The sequence below is a fragment of the Yersinia sp. 1652 StPb PI genome (genome assembly GCF_041538345.1).
GTDB classification, from domain to species: Bacteria; Pseudomonadota; Gammaproteobacteria; order Enterobacterales; family Enterobacteriaceae; genus Yersinia; species Yersinia enterocolitica_E.
Window position 1 is genome coordinate 808297 of sequence record NZ_JAULSM010000001.1, and the last position, 24081, is coordinate 832377.

A 24081-nucleotide genomic window follows, 5' to 3' on the forward strand; every position below is an offset into this window, starting at 1 on the left:
ACCATGAAAGTATCTTATCTTTATGTGGCTGTACACTCTGGGCTAAGTACAGCATTTGATATAACTAATAAAGTCGCTCAAACCTATGATTAAAATAAAGAAAGGACTCGACCTACCCATCGCCGGAGCACCTGTGCAGGTGATAGAGGATGGTCCTGCTATTCGTCATGTGGCTCTGCTCGGTGAAGAGTATGTGGGCATGCGCCCCTCAATGTTGGTGCAAGAAGGTGATTGGGTTAAGAAAGGCCAGGCGCTCTTTGAAGATAAAAAAAATCCAGGGGTGACCTTTACTGCGATCGCCAGTGGTAGAATTAGCGCTATTAATCGTGGTGAACGCCGGGTGCTACAATCTGTTGTGATAGAGATTGAAGGGGATGAGCAAGTTCCTTTCCCACACTATGATGCAGCGGACCTTAATCATCTGAGCAATGAACAGGTGCAAAGCCTATTACTGGCGTCTGGTTTATGGACCGCATTCAGAACCCGCCCGTTTAGTAAAACCCCTGTTCCTGGTAGTCACCCACGCGCTATTTTTGTCAGTGCAATGGATACCCAACCGCTGGCAGCCGATCCGCAGGTCATTATTGCCACTGAGTCAGACGCCTTTAAGCATGGTTTAACTGTTCTTACACGTCTAACTGAAGGCAAGGTGCATGTGGGCCATGCCCCGGGGCAGGTGGTTGCCAACCATTCGAATGCCCAGATAACTTATAATGAATTCTCCGGCCCGCATCCTGCGGGTCTGGTTGGTACCCACATCCATTTTCTTGAGCCAGTGAGCTTGCGTAAAATGGTGTGGCATGTGGGTTATCAGGATGTGATTGCTATCGGTAAATTATTTACCCGTGGTGAACTCTGTACTGACCGCATCGTTGCGCTGGCGGGTCCACAGGTAAATCAACCGGTATTAGTGCGCACCCGTTTGGGTGCCAGCCTGGCTGAATTAACTGCGGCTAAGTTAAAAGAGGGGGAGAACCGTATTATCTCTGGTTCAGTCCTCAGCGGCACGGCTTTCTCCGCAACTCATGGTTATTTGGGGCGTTTCCACCAGCAAGTATCGGTTATCCGCGAAGGGCGAGAAAAAGAGCTATTTGGTTGGGTAATGCCAGGTCGCGATAAATATTCGATCACCCGCACCACGCTGGGCCATTTCTTCAAACGCAAACTGTTTGCTTTCTCTACCGATATGCACGGCGGGGAGCGCGCTATGGTGCCTATTGGCAACTATGAGCGGGTGATGCCACTGGATATCCTGGCAACCCATTTGTTGCGTGATCTGTTATCCGGTGATACCGACAGCGCGCAAGCGCTAGGGTGCCTGGAGTTAGATGAAGAAGATTTGGCTTTATGTACATTTGTCTGCCCCGGTAAGTACGAATACGGTCCGGCACTGCGCGACATATTGACCCAGATTGAGCAGGAAGGATAACTGATGGGCCTGAAAAATTTTCTTGAGAAAATAGAGCACCACTTTGAAGCGGGTGGCAAATTAGAGAAGTACTATCCGCTATATGAAGCCGCAGCCACTATTTTCTATACGCAGGGCAAAGTAACACCGGGTGCTTCCCATGTACGAGATGCAATCGACCTGAAAAGGATGATGATTCTGGTATGGTTGGCGGTATTCCCAGCCATGTTCTGGGGCATGTATAACGTAGGGCTACAGGCTATCCCGGCGCTAAACCAACTCTACAGTGGCGCGGAACTGCAACAGGTTATAGCCAGTGACTGGCATTACTGGTTGGCACAAATGCTCGGGGCGTCATTGGCTCCAGATGCTGGCTGGGCAAGCAAAATGGTGCTGGGGGCGGTTTATTTTCTGCCTATCTATGCCGTTGTGTTTGTGGTCGGCGGTTTTTGGGAAGTGGTATTCTCTATTGTCCGCAAGCATGAAATCAACGAAGGTTTCTTTGTCACCTCGATTCTGTTTGCCCTGATAGTCCCTCCCACATTGCCATTATGGCAAGCAGCACTTGGGATCTCTTTCGGTGTGGTTATTGGTAAAGAGATTTTTGGTGGTACCGGGCGTAACTTCCTCAACCCGGCACTGGCTGGGCGTGCTTTCCTATTCTTTGCTTATCCGGCACAGATATCCGGTGATTTGGTGTGGACTGCCGCTGATGGTTTTTCTGGCGCAACTCCATTGTCACAATGGAGTGTCAACGGTAGCCACAGTTTGGTTAACACCATTACTAATCAGCCTATTACGTGGATGGATGCTTTCCTCGGTAATATTCCAGGTTCTATTGGCGAGGTCTCTACGCTGATGATCCTGATTGGCGGTGCCATTATTCTTTTCGGCCGCATCGCCTCGTGGCGGATTGTGGCTGGGGTCATGATTGGCATGATTGCCACGGCCTACCTATTTAACTGGGTTGGTTCCACTACCAATCCGTTATTTGCCATGCCGTGGTATTGGCATCTGGTACTCGGTGGTTTCGCTTTCGGGATGATCTTTATGGCGACCGACCCGGTGTCGGCTTCCTTTACTAATAAAGGGAAATGGTGGTATGGCGGCTTGATTGGTGCGATGTGTGTGTTAATCCGCGTCGCTAATCCAGCTTATCCCGAAGGAATGATGCTGGCGATCCTGTTCGCCAACCTGTTTGCACCGCTGTTTGACTATGTGGTTGTTCAGGCCAACATCAAGCGGAGGAAAGCGCGTGGCGAGTGATAAACCAAGAAATAATGACAGCATCAGCAAAACGTTGCTGGTGGTAATTGTGCTCTGTCTGGTGTGTTCTGTGGTGGTTTCTGGTGCGGCTGTTGGTTTGAAAGCCAAGCAGCAGGAGCAACGGCTATTAGACAAACAGCGCAATATTCTAGCGGTAGCGGGTTTGTTGCAACCAAGAATGCCGGCAGAAAACGTTCAGCGGGAATTTGCGCTGCGCATTGAACCACGGCTGCTGGATTTGCAAAGCGGTGCGTTTATTCAACAAGATCCGGCAACCTTTGATCGTGCTCAGGCACTGCGTAGTGACCAAATGAGCATTGCCCTGACGCCCGCACAGGATATTGCTGGCATCCGCCGGCGCGCGAATGTCGTTGAAATCTACCTGGTACGTGGTGAAAGTGGTCAAATCAACAAGATAGTTCTACCTGTTTATGGCTCCGGTCTGTGGTCAATGATGTATGCCTTTGTTGCCATCGACACTGACGGCAAAACGGTGCGTGGTATCACCTATTACGATCAGGGTGAGACCCCAGGTCTGGGAGGCGAGGTTGAGAACCCAATCTGGCGTAACCAATGGCTTGGTAAGCGGTTATTTGACGAGCAAGGGCAACCGGCTATTCATATTGTTAAAGGGCGCGCACCGGCTAATGATCCTCACGCCATCGATGGTCTGTCAGGCGCAACCTTGACCTCTAATGGGGTGCAAAACAGCTTTGATTTTTGGCTCGGTGAAAACGGCTTTGGCCCGTTCCTGAAAAAAGTGCGCGAAGGAGCGTTAAAAAATGGCTGATAGCAAAGAGATTAAACGGGTTTTATTTGGGCCGTTATTTGATAACAACCCGATAGCCTTACAGATCCTTGGCGTTTGTTCCGCGCTGGCGGTGACCACCAAGCTGGAAACCGCATTAGTGATGACGCTGGCCGTTACCTTGGTAACGGCGTTCTCCAGTTTCTTTATCTCACTGATTCGCAATCATATTCCAAACAGCGTGCGCATCATTGTTCAGATGGTGATTATTGCCTCGCTGGTGATTGTGGTCGATCAGATCTTACGGGCTTATGCCTATGAGATATCCAAACAGCTATCAGTATTTGTCGGCCTGATTATTACTAACTGTATTGTGATGGGGCGTGCTGAAGCTTATGCGATGAAATCGCCGCCGATTGAAAGCTTTATGGATGGTATTGGTAATGGTTTGGGTTACGGCGTGGTGCTGGTGTTGGTGGGTTTTGTCCGCGAACTGATTGGCTCCGGCAAATTATTTGGAGTAACAGTATTTGAAACCGTCCAGAACGGCGGGTGGTATCAGCCGAACGGATTGTTCCTGTTGGCACCAAGCGCATTCTTTATCATTGGTTTGCTGATTTGGGGTCTGCGTACCCTGAAACCTGCGCAGATTGAGAAGGAGTAATTGATGATGGAACATTACATCAGTCTGTTTGTCCGCGCGGTGTTTGTGGAGAATATGGCGTTAGCATTCTTTTTGGGGATGTGTACTTTCCTCGCTGTTTCCAAGAAAGTGTCGACCGCCTTTGGCCTTGGTATCGCGGTAACGGTGGTATTGGGTATCTCAGTACCTGCGAATAATCTGGTTTATAACCTGGTGCTGCGTGATGGCGCATTGGTTGAAGGGGTTGATCTTAGTTTCCTCAACTTCATCACCTTTATTGGTGTTATCGCTGCCATAGTGCAGGTGTTGGAGATGATTCTCGATCGCTATTTCCCGGCACTTTATAACGCATTGGGTATTTTCCTGCCACTTATCACCGTCAACTGCGCCATCTTCGGCGGCGTCTCTTTTATGGCGCAACGAGATTACAACTTCCCTGAGTCCATCGTTTACGGCTTTGGCTCGGGTATCGGTTGGATGCTGGCGATTGTAGCGCTCGCAGGCATTCGCGAAAAAATGAAATATGCCAATGTGCCTGCGGGCTTACAGGGGTTAGGGATCACCTTTATCACAACCGGATTGATGGCCTTAGGGTTTATGTCTTTCTCCGGTGTGAATTTATAAAGGCAGGAATAATTCATGGAAATAATTCTGGGCGTAGTGATGTTCACCCTCATCGTACTGGCATTGACGGTGATGATTCTATTTGCCAAATCAAAATTGGTGAATACCGGTGATATTACCGTTGATGTTAATGATGATGCGGACAAAAGTTTTACCGCTCCGGCAGGGGATAAGCTGCTCAACATGCTTTCCAGCCAAGGTATTTTCGTTTCTTCAGCTTGTGGTGGTGGCGGTTCCTGCGGGCAGTGCCGCGTGACGATTAAAGAAGGTGGCGGGGATATCCTGCCGACGGAACTTTCACATATCTCAAAGCGTGAAGCGAAAGAAGGCTGCCGGTTAGCTTGCCAGGTTAGCGTTAAGCAAAATCTGAAAATTGAATTGCCAGAAGAAATCTTTGGGGTGAAAAAGTGGGAGTGTGAAGTTATCTCTAATGATAATAAAGCCACATTTATCAAAGAACTGAAACTGAAGATTCCAGATGGTGAAGTGGTGCCATTCCGTGCTGGTGGTTTTATCCAAATAGAAGCTGAACCGCATACCGTTAAATATGCGGACTTCGATGTGCCTGATGAATATCGCGGTGATTGGGATAAATTCAATCTGTTCCGGTTCGAGTCAGTGGTCGTTGAACCAACGGTGCGTGCCTACTCGATGGCAAACTACCCACAAGAGCGTGGCATTATCATGCTTAACGTGCGTATTGCCACGCCACCACCGTCAGTTCCTGATGCGCCGCCGGGCATTATGTCCTCTTATATCTGGTCACTAAAACCCGGTGATAAGGTGATTATCTCTGGTCCATTTGGTGAGTTTTTTGCCAAAGATACCGATGCCGAGATGGTCTTTATTGGCGGTGGGGCGGGTATGGCACCGATGCGCTCGCATATTTTTGATCAGCTTAAGCGGCTACATTCGAAGCGTAAAATCAGTTTTTGGTATGGTGCGCGTTCACGGCGTGAAATGTTCTATGAAGAAGATTTTGACCAGTTACAGGCTGAGAATGATAATTTCCGTTGGCACGTTGCATTATCAGACCCACAGCCGGAAGATAATTGGACGGGATATACCGGCTTCATTCATAACGTGTTGTTAGAAAATTACCTTAAAAATCATCCGGCACCGGAAGATTGTGAATTCTATATGTGTGGCCCTCCGATGATGAATGCGGCAGTTATCAAGATGCTGAAGGATCTCGGTGTGGAAGACGACAATATTATGCTTGATGATTTTGGTGGCTGATTTGCCATTACACGGCTTTTTACTGCAATTGGGGATATTTGTGCAGAAACAGATAACACATTGGTTCATGGCAGTGGTGGGGATTTTGCTGCTCACAGGATGTGGTCCTGAGCAAGTTAATCTCGAAGGTAAAACCATGGGAACTTCATATTCAATTAAGTATATGAGTGACTCATCCACACCCAGCCCAGAGAAGTTACAGCAGGAAATAGACCGCGAGTTGGAACAGGTTAATGACCAGATGTCGACATATCGGCCCGACTCTGAATTGAGTCGCTTTAATCAAAGTCGCGCAGTGAATACACCTTTCGCGGTTTCAGCGGCGACGGCTAAAGTCGTGCGTGAGGCTATTCGCATTAATCGCCTGACCGATGGTGCGCTGGATGTCACCGTTGGACCTTTGGTTAACTTATGGGGCTTTGGTCCTGAAGGGCGGCCAGATGTTGTTCCTACTGAGGCTGAAATTGCCAAACGTCAGGCATGGGTCGGTATTAATAATCTGGCCGTAGAAAATGGTGCCTTGGTCAAACGGATCCCTGAGTTGTATGTTGATCTATCCTCTATTGCCAAGGGATATGGGGTCGATGTTGTGGCCGAATATCTGGAAACGCAAAATATCACCAACTATATGGTTGATATCGGAGGGGAAGTACGGACTCGTGGCAATAATGGGGAAAATAAACCTTGGCGCATTGCGATAGAAAAACCTGTCGCAGGTTCTGCGCAAAGTGCTCAAGAGGTTATCGAACCTGGACGTATGGCAATAGCAACCTCAGGGGATTATCGTAATTACTTTGAACAGAATGGTGTGCGTTACTCACATACGATTGACCCGGATACCGGCCGACCAATTAACCATCGATTAGTCTCAATTACTGTTTTGGACCCAAGCTGTATGACCGCAGATGGACTGTCGACTGGGTTAGATGTCCTTGGGCCAGAAAGAGGGATGGCACTCGCTAATTTACTGGGTATTCCGGTGTTTATGATAGTAAAAACCGATGAAGGTTTTGAGGAACGCTATTCTGATGCGTTCAAACCTTATCTGCAAAAACGGCCTTGATAGGAGAGGATATGTTGACTGTTTTTATCGCATCCTTTGTTTTTTTTCTATTGGCCATCGGCGGGATGTCGTTAGGTTATATCGTAAAACGTAAAACCTTACAGGGCAGTTGCGGAGGAATAGCGGGTTTGGGGATGGAGAAAGTATGTGATTGCCCTGAGCCTTGTGATTCTCGTAAGAAGCGCTTGGCTAAGGAAGCCGCTCGCCAGAAAAAATTGGATCAATACCGTATCCTATAAGATGTGTTATAGATTACGATGCTTTAATGCCGAGCATTCTGTATAAAACGTGGTTATATGCACGACAAGCAAATTTAGATATAACCCCCCAGCCAACTCAGTGTTGACCAGGGGGGGTATTTACGCTTTAGTGCTATTCGTGGCTGATTAGTCTACGGCGATAATGCTGTTTTTTCATTTTCTGATTTACGTCTATACCATTGTGGTTGTTTTTTACTTATTTATTCTTACTTGCTCACTATACTTTTAAAAAGTGCAGGAGAATCAACCATAACTCCATTTGCCTGTAATTCTCTCGCTTTTTTATAATCTTCGGGAGTATTGATGCCGAAGAAAATAATATGTGCGTTGGTATTCCTTCTAAAACAATCCATCGCCTCTTTATCCCAACTTAATACTGCGTCAGAACGGCCTTCGCCCAACGTGTATTTTTCTACCACTTGTACTTTGCGATGTAGCTCTAAACCATACCAACGCTCTTTATTATCTGCTGGCAATTCACATTTATGATCCATCATAATATTAGCTAATTGAGTACGGGTAAAGTTGCGGCTTTCAAATCGCTTGATTTTATGCGAGGCATCGCTGTCTGCATTGACTGTATCCAGTGCCTCCAGATAGTTATCATCCGTAGAGTAAACCCGGGTACGTGCGAAGCGATCTTTTTCTCCCTTGCTGGTTGCGGTAAGCGTCTCTTTTAGGGCTTTGGCAAAGGTTATTGGGTTGGCATCGGGCGATTTAATGTCCAGATAGAATGTCGTGTCAGGATACTTCTTCAGCACTTCATCAAGTGTGGGAATACCTGTGTGTGAGCCAGCCTTAGGTTGAATATGATGTTTCTTATCATAGGCAACACTCGCATCCACTTTAGCCAGTTGTTGTGCAGTATAACCTGAGATGGCACCGGACTTATCTGTCAACTCTTTGAGGTCTATAGGGCGATACAATACCGGAATATTATCTTTCGATAGTTGTAATGTAATCCATATGGCGTCAGCACCATTAGACAGTGCTTTATCGATAGCCGGTAAGGTATTTTCTGGCGCATCAGCCGTTCCTGCGCGGTGGGCAATAATTTGTGGCGCTGCAAGGGTAACAGATTGGGCGTTAACAACAAAGGTAGCGGAAAGGAGTAGGGTAGCCATTATATAATTTCGCATAATATATAGTTTCCATTCATTATCTAATAATGAATTTTATGAGTTGAAGGTTAATCATATAACTAACATTTTTCGACTTTATCGAATTTAAAGGTTTTTTATTAAAAATAAATGACAAAATGCTAAAAAAAACCAATAACAGTATTCAATTCTGTTATATACGTAATTAGTTGGTGTTTTGATTAGGATAATTATGACTTCTCGCGGTGGTTATCTTGATATGAATAAATAGGGGAGTATTCATCAATGATAGAATTACATACTGATATTGATGATGTTTATTACCTGTCGCGGAGTGAGAAAATTCTGTATAAATCTTAAAAACCATTAGTTAAGCAGACAAAGATTGTATTAGTGTGAGGTGAGATTTCACTGGGTTGTTGCACCTTTAAGTGCCAGATTTTAAGAAGGAATACTGTGTGTCGAAATTGCGGGTTGGTGTGATTTTTGGTGGTAAATCGGCTGAGCATGAAGTGTCGTTGCAGTCGGCCAAAAACATCGTAGAGGCGATTGATAAGGAAAAGTTTGATGTCACGCTACTGGGTATTGATAAACAGGGGAAATGGCATGTTAACGATGCATCCAGCTATTTGTTAAATGCAGAGAATCCAGCGCTGATTTCCCTGAATCACTCAAACAGAAATGTAGCGTTGATTCCCGGTCAAGAGCGCCAGCAACTGATTGCGGCGGATAATGCCACAGCATTGGCGCAACTGGATGTTATTTTCCCGATAGTACACGGTACATTAGGCGAAGATGGTTCTTTGCAAGGCTTGCTGCGCATGGCCAATATCCCCTTCGTTGGATCCAGCGTGCTGGGATCTGCGGTCAGCATGGATAAAGATCTCACCAAGCGGTTACTGCGTGATGCCGGGTTGAATATTGCCCCCTTTATTACGCTGACACGGACAAATAAAGATAATTACAGTTTTGAGCAGATAACGGCAAAACTTGGCTTACCTTTATTTATCAAACCGGCAAATCAAGGTTCCTCGGTTGGGGTGAGTAAAGTACGCAATGCGGCTGAATACCAGCAGGCTGTTACGCTCGCGTTTGATTTTGACCATAAGGTATTAGTTGAATCAGCTATTGTTGGGCGCGAGATTGAATGTGCGGTACTGGGTAATGATAACCCTCGAGCTAGCCTGTGTGGTGAAGTGATCGTCAGTGATGAATTTTACTCCTACGATACCAAGTATATTAATGAAACCGGTGCTCAGGTGGTTATCCCTGCAGTGATAGACAGTGCAGCCAGCGACAATATTCGCGCAGTAGCATTAGCCGCGTTTCGTACGCTTGAATGCCGTGGTCTGGCACGGGTAGATGTCTTTTTAACACCAGAAAACACCGTTATTATAAATGAAATCAATACACTACCTGGTTTCACTAATATCAGTATGTACCCCAAACTCTGGCGCGCCACGGGTGTCGGCTCTACAGAGTTGATCACAACACTGATTGAACTGGCGTTAGAACGGCATCAGCAAGATAAGTCATTGAAGAGTTCTATTTTTAGCGACCACTAAATGAAGATTGTGGTTGAACCCAGCGGTTGCCTGAAGGCAGCCGTTGCGTTTGGTGATCAGTTAGATCTGCGCGGCAAACGGGTGGTGTGATTCTTTCGAGAGGTAATGTGGATTTAGGCGGTCTAGCCAGCTTTATCGGCGGGACTTGCTGATATATATGAGAGAGCTGAGTAAACAGATAGCAGGCTAGCCTGCGATAAGCAATCTGAGGCGGGTTGAGGATTAGGATAATCTTGAATTTTTCCGATTTAACTGTATCCTTATACAGTGGTTTGGTTGGGGAAAGATAACATGCGTAAGATTATTCATGTCGATATGGATTGTTTCTTCGCGGCAGTGGAAATGCGCGACGATCCCAGTTTGCGTGATATTCCCATCGCGATTGGCGGCAGCCGCGATCGGCGTGGAGTGATCAGTACGGCCAATTACCCTGCCAGACGTTATGGTGTTCGTAGTGCTATGCCAACGGCGATGGCACTTAAACTCTGCCCACAGCTTAAAGTTATTCCTGGCAGAATGGCGGCTTATAAAGAGGCGTCGCTGCATATCCGTGAAATTTTCGCCCGCTATACCCCGCTGATTGAGCCGCTCTCGCTGGATGAGGCCTATCTGGATGTTTCTGATTGCTCCGCATGCAGTGGTTCTGCCACTTTAATTGCTCAGGAAATCCGTCAAGCCATTTCTGATGAACTAAGTCTGACCGCTTCCGCCGGTATTGCCCCGATAAAGTTTCTGGCCAAAATTGCGTCAGATCTGAACAAACCAAATGGTCAATATGTCATCACACCTAATCAGATTCAGCCTTTCCTGCATGATTTGCCGCTGAGTAAGATCCCTGGCGTGGGGAAAGTGACCGCTAAACGTTTACAAGAACTCGGGTTGGTTACTTGCGGCGAGGTACAAAATTATCCGCAGGCTGAACTATTAAAGCGTTTTGGCAAATTCGGTCATGTGTTGTGGGAGCGTAGCCACGGTATTGATGAGCGTGAAATATCCCCGGACAGATTGCGTAAATCGGTCGGTGTTGAAAGAACGCTGGCGGAAGATATTCATGACTGGGAAAGTTGTGAGGCATTGATTGAACAGCTTTATATTGAGCTGGAAACTCGATTACGCAAAGTGAGGCCGGATCTGCATATTGCGCGTCAGGGTATTAAATTGAAATTTCATGATTTTCAACAAACTACGCAGGAGCATGTCTGGCCGGAACTGAATAAGACTGATCTGCTACAAGTGGCGCGCACTGCATGGAATGAACGGCGAGCCGGGCGGGGAGTTCGCTTGGTAGGGCTACATGTCACTTTACTGGATCCACAACTTGAGCGGCAATTATTGCTTAGTTGGGAATAGTATATGCAATAAAAAACGGCGGGTCGAAGCACCGCCGTTATCATATAAAGATCAATCAGATTTGTTTATGCCCGTTCTGGAATGGCTTTTAGCAGGGCGGTCAGTAACTGCCAATATTGACCAACGCTTTCGATATGAACTTGTTCATCCGGTGAATGTGGGCCGGTCATGGTTGGCCCAATCGACACCATATCCATATCCGGGTAAGGTTTTTTGAATAAACCACACTCCAGACCTGCGTGGATAACCATAATGTTCGGCGTTTTGTTGAACAGTTGTTGGTAGGTTTCCCGCACCAATGCCATGACAGGAGAGGTTGGGTCCGGCTGCCAGCCAGGGTAACCGCCTTTCGGTAGCGTTTGTGCACCAGCCAACTGACCAATTGCCGTCAGCATGCTCACCACGTAATCTTTGCCGCTGTCGATCAGGGAGCGAATCAGACAGATGATTTCTGCTTCGTTCTCATTCATGGTAACCACACCGACATTCAGTGAGGTCTCAACCACGCCTTTAACGGCATCGCTCATGCGAATTACACCGTTTGGTGTGGCATTCAGCAGTGCCACTAAACGCTGCTGGGTGTCTTTAGTCAGCGCTTTTGTCTCAGTGGATACCGGTTCGAGCAGGAGTGCCAGATTTTTTTCCACCGCCGCCAGCTCGTTTTTCAACGTTGCCAGATACGCCTGACTAAGGCTTTTCAATTGATCGACTTTATCTGCACTAACCGCCAGGAAAACCGAACCCTCACGCGGGATAGCATTACGCAATGTACCGCCATTAAGATCCAATACGCGCAGATCCAGATCTTTTGCATGTTCAAACAGGAAGCGGGCCAGCAGCTTGTTGGCATTGCCTAAACCTAAATGGATATCCGCACCGGAGTGACCACCTTTAAGGCCTTTTAAGGTCAGTTTCAGGGTTTGGAACCCAGCAGGAACGGCTTCGCGCTTCAGGGCCAGAGTGGTGATAAAATCAATACCACCAGCGCAACCCATATAGATTTCACCTTCCTGTTCAGAATCGGTATTAATCAGAATATCGGCTTTCAACCAATTAGGTTGCAGGCCGAAGGCACCATCCATACCGGCTTCTTCGGTCATGGTCAGTAACACTTCCAGTGGGCCATGTTCAACGCTGTCATCAGACAATACGGCCAGCGCAGAAGCCATACCAATGCCGTTATCCGCACCCAATGTGGTGCCACGGGCTTTAACCCATTCACCGTCGATATATGGTTGGATAGGATCTTTGGTAAAGTCATGTACCGTATCATTATTCTTCTGCGGCACCATATCCAGATGGGCTTGCAGCGCAACTGGCTTACGGTTCTCCATCCCTTTGGTAGCAGGCTTACGCAGCAAGATATTACCGACCTTGTCACGCTCAGCGTGCAGACCTTTTTCTTTGGCCCACGTCATAATGTGCTGCGCCAGTGCTTCTTCATGGTAAGACGGATGGGGGATTGAGCAGATTTTTGCGAAAATATCCCACAACGGCTGAGGCGAAAGTTGAGACAGTTCAGACACTGTAAGTCTCCTGTAACAGCATGCTCATATCGGCAACCTCAGGATGACGATGTCAGAGATGCTATCGGGTTGATGACTAAAGATTTTAAGGGTAGTGACAAACCGCCATCGGAATGGCGAGATGGTTTGAGAATATCACTTTCATCGGCATTACGCGCGTTTCGCCGCACAATTACCGCATTAGACCCGATTAATTAACCTGATAATTGCTGGTTTTTATCCGGCTGGCTCACTATAATCTCGCGCAACCTTTTTTCCCCTTCTGATACATGGCAAGCCACTCCTTTACTGGCTGGGATTACACTTTATGAGCGAAAAATACGTCGTTACCTGGGATATGTTGCAAATTCACGCCCGCAAACTGGCACAGCGTTTACTGCCAGCCGATCAATGGAAAGGGATTATTGCGGTAAGCCGTGGTGGTTTGGTGCCAGCGGGTATTCTGGCGCGTGAGCTGGGTATTCGTTATGTCGACACCGTTTGCATCGCCAGCTATAACCATGATAACCAAGGCGAGCTTAAAGTCCTGAAACGTGCTGAAGGTGACGGCGAAGGCTTTATTGTGATTGATGATTTGGTTGATACCGGCGGTACTGCGAAAGCTATCCGTGAGATGTATCCGAAAGCACACTTTGTTACTATTTTCGCCAAACCTGCTGGTCGCCCATTAGTTGATGATTATGTAGTTGATATTCCTCAGGGCACCTGGATTGAGCAGCCGTGGGATATGGCTGTAACCTTTGTTGCTCCTTTAAGCGGTAAGTAATTTAGTTGGCTTTAAACGCCTGGTCAGCTCCGGGCGTTTCATTTTCTCCGCAGTATGAGTACACTTGACTCCATCTGACCAGCCCTTATCGGGCCTGAATCACGGCTTATGGAGGCTATCGTTACCATGGCACAAGCCAACCTCTCTGAAATTCTGTTTAAACCAAAGTTCAAACATCCTGAAACCTCAACTCTCGTGCGGCATGCTCACTGCAACCATCCTATGACGGTACATTCTGCCTTGGACGGTGATACCACCAGCCATTGGTATCGGATGATCAACCGTTTGATATGGACCTGGCGCGGTGTTGATCCTCTTGAAATAGAAGAAGTGTTGTCACGCATTGCCTGTTCAAAGGCAGAACACAGCGATAACGAATTGCTAGATACCGTGGTGGGCTATCGCAATGGTAACTGGATTTATGAGTGGGCCCATCAGGGGATGCTGTGGCAGCAAAAAGCCATGGAAGAGGCCGACCCGATGAATGCGGGTCAATACTGGTTAAATGCGGCCAATTTATACAGCATTGCGGGTTACCCACATCTGAAAGGTGATGAGCTGGCCGAGCAAGTCGAGGTGTTATCAAACCGCGCCTATGAAGCCGCCGCTGAGCACCTGCCGTATAACCTGAAAGAGCTTAATTTCGCGATTTCAGATGGCGGTACGCTGGCGGGGTTCCTGCATATGCCGACTGTTGGCAGTGCGCCATTCCCAACGGTATTGATGTGCGGTGGGTTGGATACATTGCAAAGTGACTATCATCGCCTGTTCCGTGACTATCTGGCCCCGAAAGGGATAGCCATGTTGACGGTGGACATGCCATCGGTGGGGGCTTCGTCGCGTTGGAAGTTAACGCAGGACACCAGTTATCTGCATCAGCAAGTCTTGCAGGCATTGCCGGATATCCCTTGGGTTGATCATCAGCGAGTCAGTGTTTTCGGTTTCCGTTTCGGTGCCAACGTAGCGGTGCGCCTGGGGTATTTAGAGCCACAGCGGGTGCGTGCTGTGGCATGCCTTGGGCCGATTGTGCATCATCTTCTGTGTAACGCTGACAGCCAGCGCCAGGTGCCTGATATGTATATGGATGTTATGGCCAGCCGATTGGGAATGGCTGATGCGGCAGATGAAACGCTTAGAACAGAAATGAACCGCTATTCGCTGAAAACACAGGGGTTGCTGGGGCGGCGTTGCCAAACACCTATGTTGGCGGGCTACTGGGAAAATGATCCCTTCAGCCCAAAAGAAGAGGCGAAGTTAATCTGTTCTTCCTCGGCGGATGGCAAGCTATTACCTATATCATCAACGCCGCTGTACGACAATTTCCACCGTGCATTATTGCAAGCCAGTGAGTGGTTAGAAGATAAAATGCGTTAATGAGTTGCTAATTTTTAACAGTTTGCTAAAAAGGATCGTCTATATAAGGAGATTTAAGAATGACGTCGACCAGTGCTCATCCTAAAAGTAAGCTTATGAAACGTTTTGCCGCTTTAGGACCATATCTGCGTGAAGGGCAGTGCCAGAGTGACCATTTTTTCTTTGACTGTTTAGCTGTTTGCGTCAATGTGAAGCTTGCCCCCGAGAAACGTGAGTTTTGGGGCTGGTGGATAGAGTTGGAACCGGCAGAAGACCATTTTACCTACGTTTACCAGTTCGGCCTGTTTAATAAAGAAGGCAGTTGGAAAGCGGAAAAGATTAAAGATCCTGAAATACAAGAGAAACTGGAGACCACGCTGCGTGGTTTCCATAAACGCCTTGCTGAGATGTTGACTTCAATTGAAATGAGATTGGAGCCAGCGCAGCATTTTAGCGATCAGCCGATTAAGCTGTCCGCTTAGAAGTCTGTTTGTTAATGCCTAATTAAATAGAATATTCCCCCTTTAGCACAATAAAAGGGGGAATTTCTCATTCTGACTGTTGGCATTATGCCTCCCGCCTGCTACAAAGACCCATCCCCTTCGTACTTAGAGCCGCAGGGTTGTTAGCTAGGTTCATTCACCCGAGTCACATTTGTTCTTACATGAATAAGCTCATCGGGATGAGTTCGCTGGCAGCCATACTGCAACTCCAATTACTTTGGGTATATATTGTTTCTTTTATTCATCCCAATGGCAGAAAAATTATGAGTGGCAGCCAGACATTGGTTGTGAAATTGGGGACGAGTGTTCTGACCGGCGGTTCCCGTCGTCTTAACCGTGCCCATATTGTTGAACTGGTGCGCCAATGTGCCCAGCAACACGCAAAAGGTCATCGTATTGTTATTGTCACCTCCGGGGCGATTGCGGCCGGGCGTGAACACTTGGGTTATCCAGAATTGCCTGCCACTATTGCCTCAAAGCAACTGTTAGCCGCAGTCGGGCAAAGCCGGCTAATCCAGCTCTGGGAACAACTGTTTTCCATCTATGGCATCCATATCGGTCAGATGTTACTGACCCGTGCTGATTTGGAAGACAGAGAGCGTTTTCTCAATGCCCGTGACACCATGAATGCCTTGCTGGATAACCGCATCGTGCCGGTAATCAATGAGAATGATGCTGTCGCCACCGCTGAAATCAAAGTAGGCGATAACGATAATCTCTCGGCACTGGCGGCCATTCTTGCCGGTGCCGATAAGCTACTGTTACTGACCGATCAGGCGGGGTTATACACGGCTGATCCGCGTAACAATCCTGAAGCTGAGCTTATTCGCGAAGTGCATGGTATCGATGATGCTTTGCGCGGAGTTGCTGGCGATAGTGTCTCAGGCCTTGGCACTGGTGGTATGGCCACTAAACTGCAAGCAGCAGATGTTGCCTGCCGCGCCGGTATTGACGTGATTATTGCCGCGGGCAGTCAGTCCGGTGTTATTGCGAATGTGATTGATGGCACGCCGGTTGGTACCCGCTTCCATGCACTGGAAACCCCGTTGGAAAACCGTAAACGCTGGATTTTTGGTGCACCGCCAGCCGGTGAAATTACGGTCGATGATGGGGCTGTAGCCGCTATTATGGAGCGCGGCAGTTCGCTGCTGCCCAAAGGTATTCGCAGTGTTCAAGGGGATTTCTCCCGTGGTGAAGTGATCCGGATCCGCAATCTTGGCGGGCGGGATTTGGCCCACGGTGTATCACGCTATAACAGCGATGCGCTGCGCATGTTAGCGGGGCATCACTCGCAACAAATCAGTGAAATCCTCGGGTACGAATATGGCCCGGTGGCGGTTCATCGTGACGATATGATTGTCAGCTAAGGAGCGAGCATGAGCATGCTGGAACAGATGGGGAAAGCCGCCAAACAGGCTTCCTGGCAGTTGGCAATGTTGAGCACGGCAGAGAAAAATCAGGTGCTGGCAGTAATAGCTAACCTGTTGGAATCTGAAAGTCAGGCTATTTTGCATGCCAACGAGCAAGATATGCAGGCTGCACGTGACACGGGCATGAGTGAGGCGCTGCTCGATCGGCTGTTATTGACCCCGGCACGCTTAGCGGCTATTGCTAATGATGTGCGTCAGGTATGCCGCCTGAATGACCCTGTGGGCCGCGTTATTGATGGCAGCCTACTCGACAGTGGCTTAAAGCTGGAACGCCGCCGTGTGCCTCTGGGAGTGATTGGTGTCATTTATGAAGCGCGTCCTAACGTTACGATCGATGTCGCCAGCCTCTGCTTGAAAACCGGCAATGCCGTGATTTTGCGGGGTGGCAAAGAGACTCATCACACTAATCAGGCAACCGTGAAGGTTATCCAGCAGGCACTGGAACAGTGCGGCTTACCCGCGGCGGCAGTGCAGGCGATTGAAAGCCCTGATCGGGAATTGGTAAATCAGTTACTGCGTATGGATCGCTATGTCGATATGTTGATTCCACGGGGGGGGGCTGGTTTACATAAACTGTGCCGTGAGCAATCAACCATTCCGGTGATTACCGGTGGGATTGGGGTTTGCCATACCTTTGTGGATGAAAGTGCTGATTTTGAGAAAGCGTTATTAGTGATTGAAAACGCCAAAGTTCAGCGGCCAAGTGCGTGTAACTCATTGGAAACCTTGCTGGTTCATCAAGCCATTGCAGAGCGCTTCCTGCCTGTACTCAGTACCCGAATGCATGCCTTTGGCGTGACACTGCATGCCAGCCCGCAGGCGCTGCCGTATCTGACCGAAGGTAAGGCCAAGGTAGTGGCTGTTGAAGCTGCTGATTATGACGATGAATGGTTATCTCTGGATTTGAATGTGGAGATTGTGGCTAATATCAATGCTGCTATTGACCATATTCGCGAGCATGGCACCAGCCATTCTGATGCTATTCTGACCCGCTCACTCAGTAGCGCGGAACATTTTGTCCGTGCGGTGGATTCATCGGCAGTTTATGTCAATGCCAGCACCCGTTTCACCGATGGCGGCCAGTTTGGTTTAGGCGCTGAAGTGGCAGTAAGTACGCAAAAACTTCATGCCCGTGGCCCGATGGGGTTGGATGCATTGACAACTTATAAGTGGGTTGGCTATGGCGACGATTTAGTGCGTAGCTAATTTACACCAGACAGAACATATACAGTAAAACGACATCAGGCTGCTGCTGCTGTCGTTTTATTTTTTTCTCTGGTTAACCTCCCTGTGAAGCATCTGCCTTTAAGTGTGAAATAGATCATTATTTGATGTAACGCGTTTATGGCTATTCATCAATTTACTTCCCCAAAAATAGGCAACCAAACACTTGTTGGGTTGCTTCTGTGTGTATTGTTATCCTCTTGATTATCTATCTTTATTTTTAGTGGAATATCCTTCCTGTAAGAATATTACTATTTAAAACTTATTTTCCTATCGGAAGAACTTGAGTTACCTCACAGAAAATGTGCTGTAACTGCTTGAAAACATGCTTACGATCGTTCTCTCAACTTTGAAATAGAGTAATAAAATACGCTTTACTCTATTTAGTCAAAATAATAAAACAAGCACATGTTTAAAAACAAACAAGTGTCCATTATGACCAGCCGAGAAAAACAAATATTGCAGCTTCTGAGACGAGATCCATTGATCCCCCAGCAAGAAATTGCCGATATTCTAGGCATTAGTCGCTCGGGGGTGGCGGGTCACATTATGAATTTAATGCAAAAAGGTTATATCAAAGGAAAGGGATATATATTATCTGAGCACAGTTATGTGGTGGTGGTTGGCTCGGTAAATATGGATGTTTGTGGTTATGCAGCCAGTAAGCTCATTTATGAAGATTCCAACCCAGGGAAAATAAAATGCACCCCAGGCGGTGTTGGGCGAAATATTGCTGAAAATATTGCGCTATTAGGCAAAGAGTGCCATCTCATCTCGGTGGTGGGTGATGATTTTTATGGTGCGACCCTGATTGATGAGGCTAAACGCGCCGGTGTCAATGTCAGTAATTGCCACAGTTTGCACGGTGAAAATACCTCTACTTATGTTTCGTTACTCGATGATGGTGGCGAAATGTTGGTGGCGATTAATGATATGCGCATATTAGAAAAACTAACGCCGTCATTATTAGCAACCACCAAAGAGATAATTCAACACGCGGGAATATTAGTCGTCGACTGTAATTTAACCGAAGAAGCCCTCTCATGGATATTTACCAATGCCGGTAATGTTCCTGTATTCGTCGATACGGTTTCAGCATTCAAAGCACCCAGAATTAAAAACTGGTTATCCCATATTCACACGCTGAAACCTAATCGTCTGGAAGCAGAGATACTCAGTGGCATGAAAATTAACAGCCACGATGATATTCCGGTGGTGGCGCACTGGTTTCACCAACAAGGCGTCCAGCGCCTGGCATTAAGTATGGGAAAAGAGGGGGTTTATTTCAGTGAAATTGATGGTCAGGTTGGCTGGTCATTGCCACTGAATATCAACATTGTGAATGTTACCGGGGCCGGAGACGCGATGATGTCTGGTTTAGCAAGTTGCTGGCTGGATGACATGGAATTTGCTGAGAGTATCCGTTTTGCTCAAGGGTGCTCAGCATTAACGCTCTCTTCGGAACTGACTAATAACCCCAATCTGTCAAATGGCAGTGTTAAAAAACTATTGGAATTACAACCATGACAAATAACGCAATGGCACAATCTTATTTAGATATATCACCAGAGGTTGCACAGGCTTTGGCGCAAAATAAAGCCGTCGTCGCATTAGAATCTACCATTATTTCTCATGGGATGCCTTACCCACAAAATGTAGAAACAGCGTTACTGGTAGAGCAGAAAATTCGTGAGAATGGCGCTGTGCCTGCCACTATTGCCGTTATAAACGGCCGAATGAAAGCGGGCCTATCCCGTGACGAAATAGAATTGCTGGGCAAGGAAGGCCATAGCATTATGAAAGTCAGCCGCCGTGATTTGCCTTTTGTGATAGCAAATGGACAACATGGTGCCACAACCGTGGCTTCCACCATGATTATTGCACAAATGGCGAAGATTAAGGTTTTTGCGACCGGCGGTATTGGTGGTGTACACCGTGGTGCTGCCACCACATTTGATATTTCCGCCGATTTACAGGAGTTGGCGAAAACTAATGTCACGGTGGTTTGCGCCGGCGCTAAATCTATTTTGGACTTAGGTCTAACCATGGAATATCTGGAAACTAATGGGGTGCCAGTTATTGGTTATCAGACTCGGTCACTGCCCGCTTTTTTCTGTCGGACCAGCCCGTTTGAGGTCAGTATTACCTTAGACAGTGCTGAGCAAATTGCGGCAGCAATGAATGCCAAATGGAGTATCGGCCTGCGTGGAGGAATGGTTGTTGCCAACCCCATCCCACCACAATATGCTTTACCCGAAGAGATGATCAACGCTGCCATTAATCAGGCAGTAAAAGAATCAGAAGAGCAGGGGGTTATTGGTAAAGAAAGTACGCCATTCCTGTTGGCCAGAGTAGCTGAATTAACCGGTGGTGACAGTTTAAACGCTAACATACAGTTGGTATTTAATAATGCGCAGTTAGCTGCCAAAATTGCCTGCTCCTATCAGAGCATTATTTAATAAAGAACGGTAACACGCTTTAAATATTGTCCTTATTACAAAATACTTGCTCATATCTTTGAGGTGCCCTGACACATTTGTTGTCCGAGGGGCACCTTTTCGAGCATGAGCTATCTATATAGGAACTTCGAGGTACTTCGGGGGATTTATGGATTTATTGCGTAGTTTGGCGGGGATGTGCATTTTATTGTTTATCGCCTATGTTTTTTCAGTAAATAAAAGAAAGATAAGATTACGGACCGTTGGGGCTGCATTATTATTGCAAATAACATTGGGTGCAGTCATGCTCTATGTTCCTGCTGGAAAGTGGTTTATCTCTTCGATTGCTAATACAGTGAATAGAGTTATTTCATATAGTGACGCAGGTAGCGCATTTATTTTTGGTGGTTTAGTTAGCCCAAAAATGAATGAGTTATTTGATGGCGCCGGTTTTGTTTTTGCTTTTCATGTCTTGCCGGCCATTATTTTCATCACTTCATTAATTTCTATTCTTTATTATCTCGGCATTATGGGATGGCTAATTAATATTCTCGGTTCTATATTTCAAAAGTTACTCGGTATCAGTAAAGTAGAGTCATTTGCCGCTGTCACCACTATCTTCCTTGGTCAGAATGAGATCCCAGCGGTGGTTAAACCCTTTATTAATAAGATGAACAGCAATGAACTGTTTACCGTCATCTGTAGCGGTATGGCGTCCATTGCAGGTTCTATGTTGGTGGGCTATGCCGGGCTTGGGGTCCCGATTGAATATTTATTGGCTGCTTCGTTAATGGCTATCCCTGGCGGGATATTATTTGCGCGTATTATCAGCCCGGCGACAGAAGAGTCAAAAGTTGAATTCAACGAGATGACATTCAGTGACAAACGCCCTGCCAGTATTATTGAAGCGGCAGCCAGTGGCGCGATGCTGGGATTGAAAATTGCGGTCGGGGTTGCCACCGTCGTGATGGCGTTTGTTGCATTGATTGCGTTAATTAACGGCATTATTGGTGGTATTGGTGGCATCTTTGGTTTCGAACAGCTCAGTCTGGAAAGTATTCTTGGTTATGTGTTCTCGCCTCTGGCTTATATTATGGGCGTATCCTGGGAACATGCTTCACTGGCGGGTGGTTTTATCGGCCAGAAATTAGCCATTAATGAGTTCGTAGCCTATTTAAGTTTCTCTCCTTATCTGAAAGAAACCATAGCGACATTAGATGTAAAAACGATTGCAGTTATCTCTTTTGCGTTGTGTGGTTTTGCCAACTTTGGCTCAATTGCTGTCGTGGTGGGCGCTTTCAGTGCTGTTGCACCCGAAAGATCATCTGAAATTGCGCGCTTAGGATTCCGTGCACTGCTGGCGGCAACATTATCTAATCTGATGAGTGCCACAATCGCCGGGCTGTTTATTGGTTTGGGTAGTTTATTACCGGGCTAGGCTTATTGATATTTCTTCTGGTGCATTAATCTACTGATAAAAAGGATTAATGCACTAATCAACCCTTTAATCTAGCGGATGGCGTTTGAGATAGTAACTGACTTTATAATCAACCGGATTAAAGGTTATCACCGAAAAATCTACCACGACTCCGTCAGTTCCATTGGATACGGCGAGTAATTGCAGCAGCAGGGTACGTGGATCGCAATGGAGTTGCAGGGCAAACTCCTGACTGGCGACAATAGGTAAAAATGTCTGCCGGCAACCTTCAATCTGATAATTAGCGTGTTTTTCAATAAAATCATATTTAGATGATTCAAGATGATGGTAAGTTAAATCCGGCATCAGAGAGACCGGCAGATAGCTCTCTTCTATCTGAATAATCTGTTTGTCAGCATAACGTAATCGTTTGATATAATATATTTTATCGTCTTGATTGATGTTTAACTGACTGGCAATGTCTTGCGATGCCCTAATAATTTTGAACTCAGAAACTTCAGTATGTGGTGTCTTGCCGAGCATTTTCATCTGTTCGGTGAAACTGTTCAGATGATTATTATCATGTTTAAGATCTTTCCCGATAATAAATGTCCCTCGCCCTTGTTGCCGTTCCAGTAAACCATCTTGAATTAAGACATCCAGTGCTTTTCTGACTGTCATTCGTGATGCGCCAAAACGCTCTGCTAACTGAATTTCTGATGGTAAGCAATCACCCAGCGAAATATCCTGATGATTTATTAATTTTCGAATATTTGTTACCAGATTTTTATATACCATTTTTATACCTATTCAGAGGGCGGTTTTATCATGAATATTTTTGTAATTCATTGATAATTAATTATTAAAATTCAAGTGGTATAAAAAATGACTCAAATGTCTAATTTGAGCGTTAATAATGTACAAGTCAGACTGATGATTTAATGTAGCCTGGATCACAAATTTTTATCAATTGCCACGTTCTCTCTCTAGTGCTCTCCGTTTAAGATTAGTTGTAAAGGATATTGGTCTGGTTCAGCCCAACAGCGTATTCAAAGCCTATGCGGGTTTCTTATATCTTGAAATCCTGGGGTGGAAATTAAGCTTTCGGTTTTTTTATAAAAAAAATTAAAGTAATTCAAACATCTGCCGATAACCATATTGATACTTATATGCTCATTAAAATAATCTGGGTAGCCAGAGCAATAAATTAAAGATGGGGAATGGCAGGTGAGCGAAACGTCTAAAGAAAACTTTGTCAAAACGAATAAATTAGCGATCTGTGCAATTCTTCGAGATTTAAAGAAGAACGATACCGCAGTGATGGTTATGCATGCGCGCGGACAATTTATCAGCCGTATTCTGGATGTGGTACCTGAGACGAATCAGTTTATTTTTGATTTTGGTAGTGTAGAACACGAGAACCGTCTGGCCCTTGCTGCTAATCAATTGACTATTATTGCAGAACCTACGGGCGCAAAAATTGAATTTACTTGTAATTCACTGAAAGAAATAAAATATTTATCACTACCTGCCTTTAGCACGGCTATTCCTGAGCAGCTTTATTTTATCCAACGGCGGGAATATTTTCGTGTAAACATCCCTCAATGGCCGCCTTATTATTGTTCTGGGAAATTCACTGATGGCAGTAATTTCTCGTACACATTAGGGGATATTTCCCTGGGGGGCATGGGGCTGTATGCAGTGAAAGGCAGTGAGTTCCCCCTTCAGGAATGCGGTATTTTACGAGATGCCTCAGTGGATTTATGTGGTTTTGGTGTTTTTAAGCTGGACCTGCAGTTTATCCGGGCCATTGATAAACAAGTAGTGAATAACAAAGGTGAAACCCTCACAGTACAACGCTTGAGTTTTAAATTTCCTCGTCTGAGTCCAATCCAAGAAAAAGGGCTGCAACGCGCCATTTTTGAGTTAGAGAAACAGCAAACTGCCAAGGCACGAAAATTTCAAGACAGCATCTAGTTTCTGAAAGTATGGGGTGATTACCAACAGTCTGTGTAATAGTGGGAAGGCGGCAGGTATTTAAATTACAGTACCTGCTGTTAATGCAACCTTTTGATTTATTTCTCTCATTTTATGCCCTGATCCTTAATTTCTCCTTTGGGCTATAGTTAATACTATTCAGCTTTTTTGCTGTCGTACG

Annotated in this window: 22 protein-coding genes; 19 read left to right on the plus strand and 3 right to left on the minus strand. The window is 46.4% G+C overall.

Features of this window, described 5'->3' with window-relative positions:
• The first annotated feature begins 85 nt into the window (after positions 1-85).
• Genes Q2T71_RS03615 through nqrM form a run of 8 tightly spaced genes read left to right on the plus strand, consistent with a single transcriptional unit; the run spans position 86 to position 7230 of the window.
• Entirely contained in the window at positions 86-1429 is a 1344-nt protein-coding gene (locus Q2T71_RS03615; RefSeq protein WP_372558151.1) for a Na(+)-translocating NADH-quinone reductase subunit A, read from the plus strand.
• Between the two features lie 3 nt (positions 1430-1432).
• Positions 1433-2674 carry an NADH:ubiquinone reductase (Na(+)-transporting) subunit B gene (locus Q2T71_RS03620; protein ID WP_083160144.1) on the plus strand — a complete coding sequence of 414 codons (1242 nt, stop codon included), beginning with the start codon at positions 1433-1435 and terminating at the stop codon, positions 2672-2674.
• A complete protein-coding gene (locus tag Q2T71_RS03625; protein WP_372558152.1) occupies positions 2664-3464 on the plus strand; it encodes a Na(+)-translocating NADH-quinone reductase subunit C in 801 nt (266 codons plus the stop codon). Before Q2T71_RS03620 ends, Q2T71_RS03625 begins: the two co-directional genes overlap by 11 nt.
• Positions 3457-4086 carry an NADH:ubiquinone reductase (Na(+)-transporting) subunit D gene (locus tag Q2T71_RS03630; RefSeq protein WP_083160140.1) on the plus strand — a complete coding sequence of 210 codons (630 nt, stop codon included), beginning with the start codon at positions 3457-3459 and terminating at the stop codon, positions 4084-4086. The genes Q2T71_RS03625 and Q2T71_RS03630 overlap by 8 nt, the downstream gene beginning before the upstream one ends.
• A gap of 6 nt (positions 4087-4092) precedes the next feature.
• Positions 4093-4689 (plus strand): NADH:ubiquinone reductase (Na(+)-transporting) subunit E, encoded by a 597-nt coding sequence (gene nqrE, locus Q2T71_RS03635; RefSeq protein WP_004392325.1) that lies wholly within the window; start codon positions 4093-4095, stop codon positions 4687-4689.
• A gap of 15 nt (positions 4690-4704) precedes the next feature.
• Complete coding sequence (gene nqrF, locus Q2T71_RS03640) at positions 4705-5928, plus strand: NADH:ubiquinone reductase (Na(+)-transporting) subunit F (RefSeq protein WP_372558153.1); 1224 nt, start codon at positions 4705-4707, stop codon at positions 5926-5928.
• 40 nt (positions 5929-5968) lie between these two features.
• Positions 5969-6991 carry an FAD:protein FMN transferase gene (locus Q2T71_RS03645; RefSeq protein ID WP_372559836.1) on the plus strand — a complete coding sequence of 341 codons (1023 nt, stop codon included), beginning with the start codon at positions 5969-5971 and terminating at the stop codon, positions 6989-6991.
• A gap of 11 nt (positions 6992-7002) precedes the next feature.
• On the plus strand, positions 7003-7230 hold the full coding sequence (gene nqrM / locus Q2T71_RS03650; protein WP_372558154.1) for a (Na+)-NQR maturation NqrM: 228 nt from the start codon (positions 7003-7005) through the stop codon (positions 7228-7230).
• 227 nt (positions 7231-7457) lie between these two features.
• Here nqrM and Q2T71_RS03655 read toward each other — a convergent pair whose 3' ends face one another.
• Positions 7458-8390, minus strand: coding sequence for a glycerophosphodiester phosphodiesterase family protein (locus Q2T71_RS03655; RefSeq protein WP_372558155.1), 933 nt, complete (start codon positions 8388-8390; stop codon positions 7458-7460).
• 419 nt (positions 8391-8809) lie between these two features.
• Here Q2T71_RS03655 and ddlA point away from each other — a divergent pair, with 419 nt between their 5' ends.
• Positions 8810-9916 (plus strand): D-alanine--D-alanine ligase, encoded by a 1107-nt coding sequence (gene ddlA / locus Q2T71_RS03660; protein ID WP_372558156.1) that lies wholly within the window; start codon positions 8810-8812, stop codon positions 9914-9916.
• 291 nt (positions 9917-10207) lie between these two features.
• The gene (gene dinB, locus Q2T71_RS03665; protein ID WP_083160127.1) at positions 10208-11266 is read left to right on the plus strand and encodes a DNA polymerase IV; all 1059 of its coding nucleotides are present in this window, start codon (positions 10208-10210) and stop codon (positions 11264-11266) included.
• 65 nt (positions 11267-11331) lie between these two features.
• On the opposite strand, the gene pepD is transcribed toward dinB, so the two are convergent.
• Positions 11332-12792, minus strand: a complete 1461-nt coding sequence (gene pepD / locus Q2T71_RS03670) for a beta-Ala-His dipeptidase (RefSeq protein ID WP_372558157.1) — start codon at positions 12790-12792, stop codon at positions 11332-11334.
• Positions 12793-13099: 307 nt separating this feature from the next.
• Between pepD and gpt the strand changes: the two genes are divergently transcribed.
• The 8 genes from gpt to Q2T71_RS03710 all read left to right on the plus strand — a co-directional run bounded on the left by gpt (position 13100) and on the right by Q2T71_RS03710 (position 21944).
• Positions 13100-13558: a xanthine phosphoribosyltransferase gene (gene gpt / locus Q2T71_RS03675; RefSeq protein WP_083160123.1), complete on the plus strand. Its 459-nt coding sequence runs from the start codon at positions 13100-13102 to the stop codon at positions 13556-13558.
• 126 nt (positions 13559-13684) lie between these two features.
• On the plus strand, positions 13685-14932 hold the full coding sequence (gene frsA / locus Q2T71_RS03680; protein WP_372558158.1) for an esterase FrsA: 1248 nt from the start codon (positions 13685-13687) through the stop codon (positions 14930-14932).
• Positions 14933-14991: 59 nt separating this feature from the next.
• On the plus strand, positions 14992-15393 hold the full coding sequence (gene crl / locus Q2T71_RS03685; protein ID WP_372558159.1) for a sigma factor-binding protein Crl: 402 nt from the start codon (positions 14992-14994) through the stop codon (positions 15391-15393).
• 284 nt (positions 15394-15677) lie between these two features.
• The gene (proB, locus tag Q2T71_RS03690; RefSeq protein WP_083163836.1) at positions 15678-16781 is read left to right on the plus strand and encodes a glutamate 5-kinase; all 1104 of its coding nucleotides are present in this window, start codon (positions 15678-15680) and stop codon (positions 16779-16781) included.
• Between the two features lie 15 nt (positions 16782-16796).
• Entirely contained in the window at positions 16797-18050 is a 1254-nt protein-coding gene (proA, locus tag Q2T71_RS03695; protein ID WP_372559837.1) for a glutamate-5-semialdehyde dehydrogenase, read from the plus strand.
• A gap of 453 nt (positions 18051-18503) precedes the next feature.
• Positions 18504-19595, plus strand: a complete 1092-nt coding sequence (locus Q2T71_RS03700; RefSeq protein WP_372558160.1) for a PfkB family carbohydrate kinase — start codon at positions 18504-18506, stop codon at positions 19593-19595.
• The gene (locus Q2T71_RS03705; protein ID WP_372558161.1) at positions 19592-20527 is read left to right on the plus strand and encodes a pseudouridine-5'-phosphate glycosidase; all 936 of its coding nucleotides are present in this window, start codon (positions 19592-19594) and stop codon (positions 20525-20527) included. Before Q2T71_RS03700 ends, Q2T71_RS03705 begins: the two co-directional genes overlap by 4 nt.
• Positions 20528-20675: 148 nt before the next feature.
• On the plus strand, positions 20676-21944 hold the full coding sequence (locus Q2T71_RS03710; RefSeq protein WP_372558162.1) for a NupC/NupG family nucleoside CNT transporter: 1269 nt from the start codon (positions 20676-20678) through the stop codon (positions 21942-21944).
• 66 nt (positions 21945-22010) lie between these two features.
• Here the strand turns inward: Q2T71_RS03710 and Q2T71_RS03715 are convergent, their stop codons facing one another.
• Complete coding sequence (locus Q2T71_RS03715; RefSeq protein ID WP_083160109.1) at positions 22011-22721, minus strand: GntR family transcriptional regulator; 711 nt, start codon at positions 22719-22721, stop codon at positions 22011-22013.
• A gap of 429 nt (positions 22722-23150) precedes the next feature.
• Between Q2T71_RS03715 and Q2T71_RS03720 the strand changes: the two genes are divergently transcribed.
• On the plus strand, positions 23151-23900 hold the full coding sequence (locus tag Q2T71_RS03720; RefSeq protein WP_372558163.1) for a flagellar brake protein: 750 nt from the start codon (positions 23151-23153) through the stop codon (positions 23898-23900).
• Positions 23901-24081 lie beyond the last annotated feature (181 nt).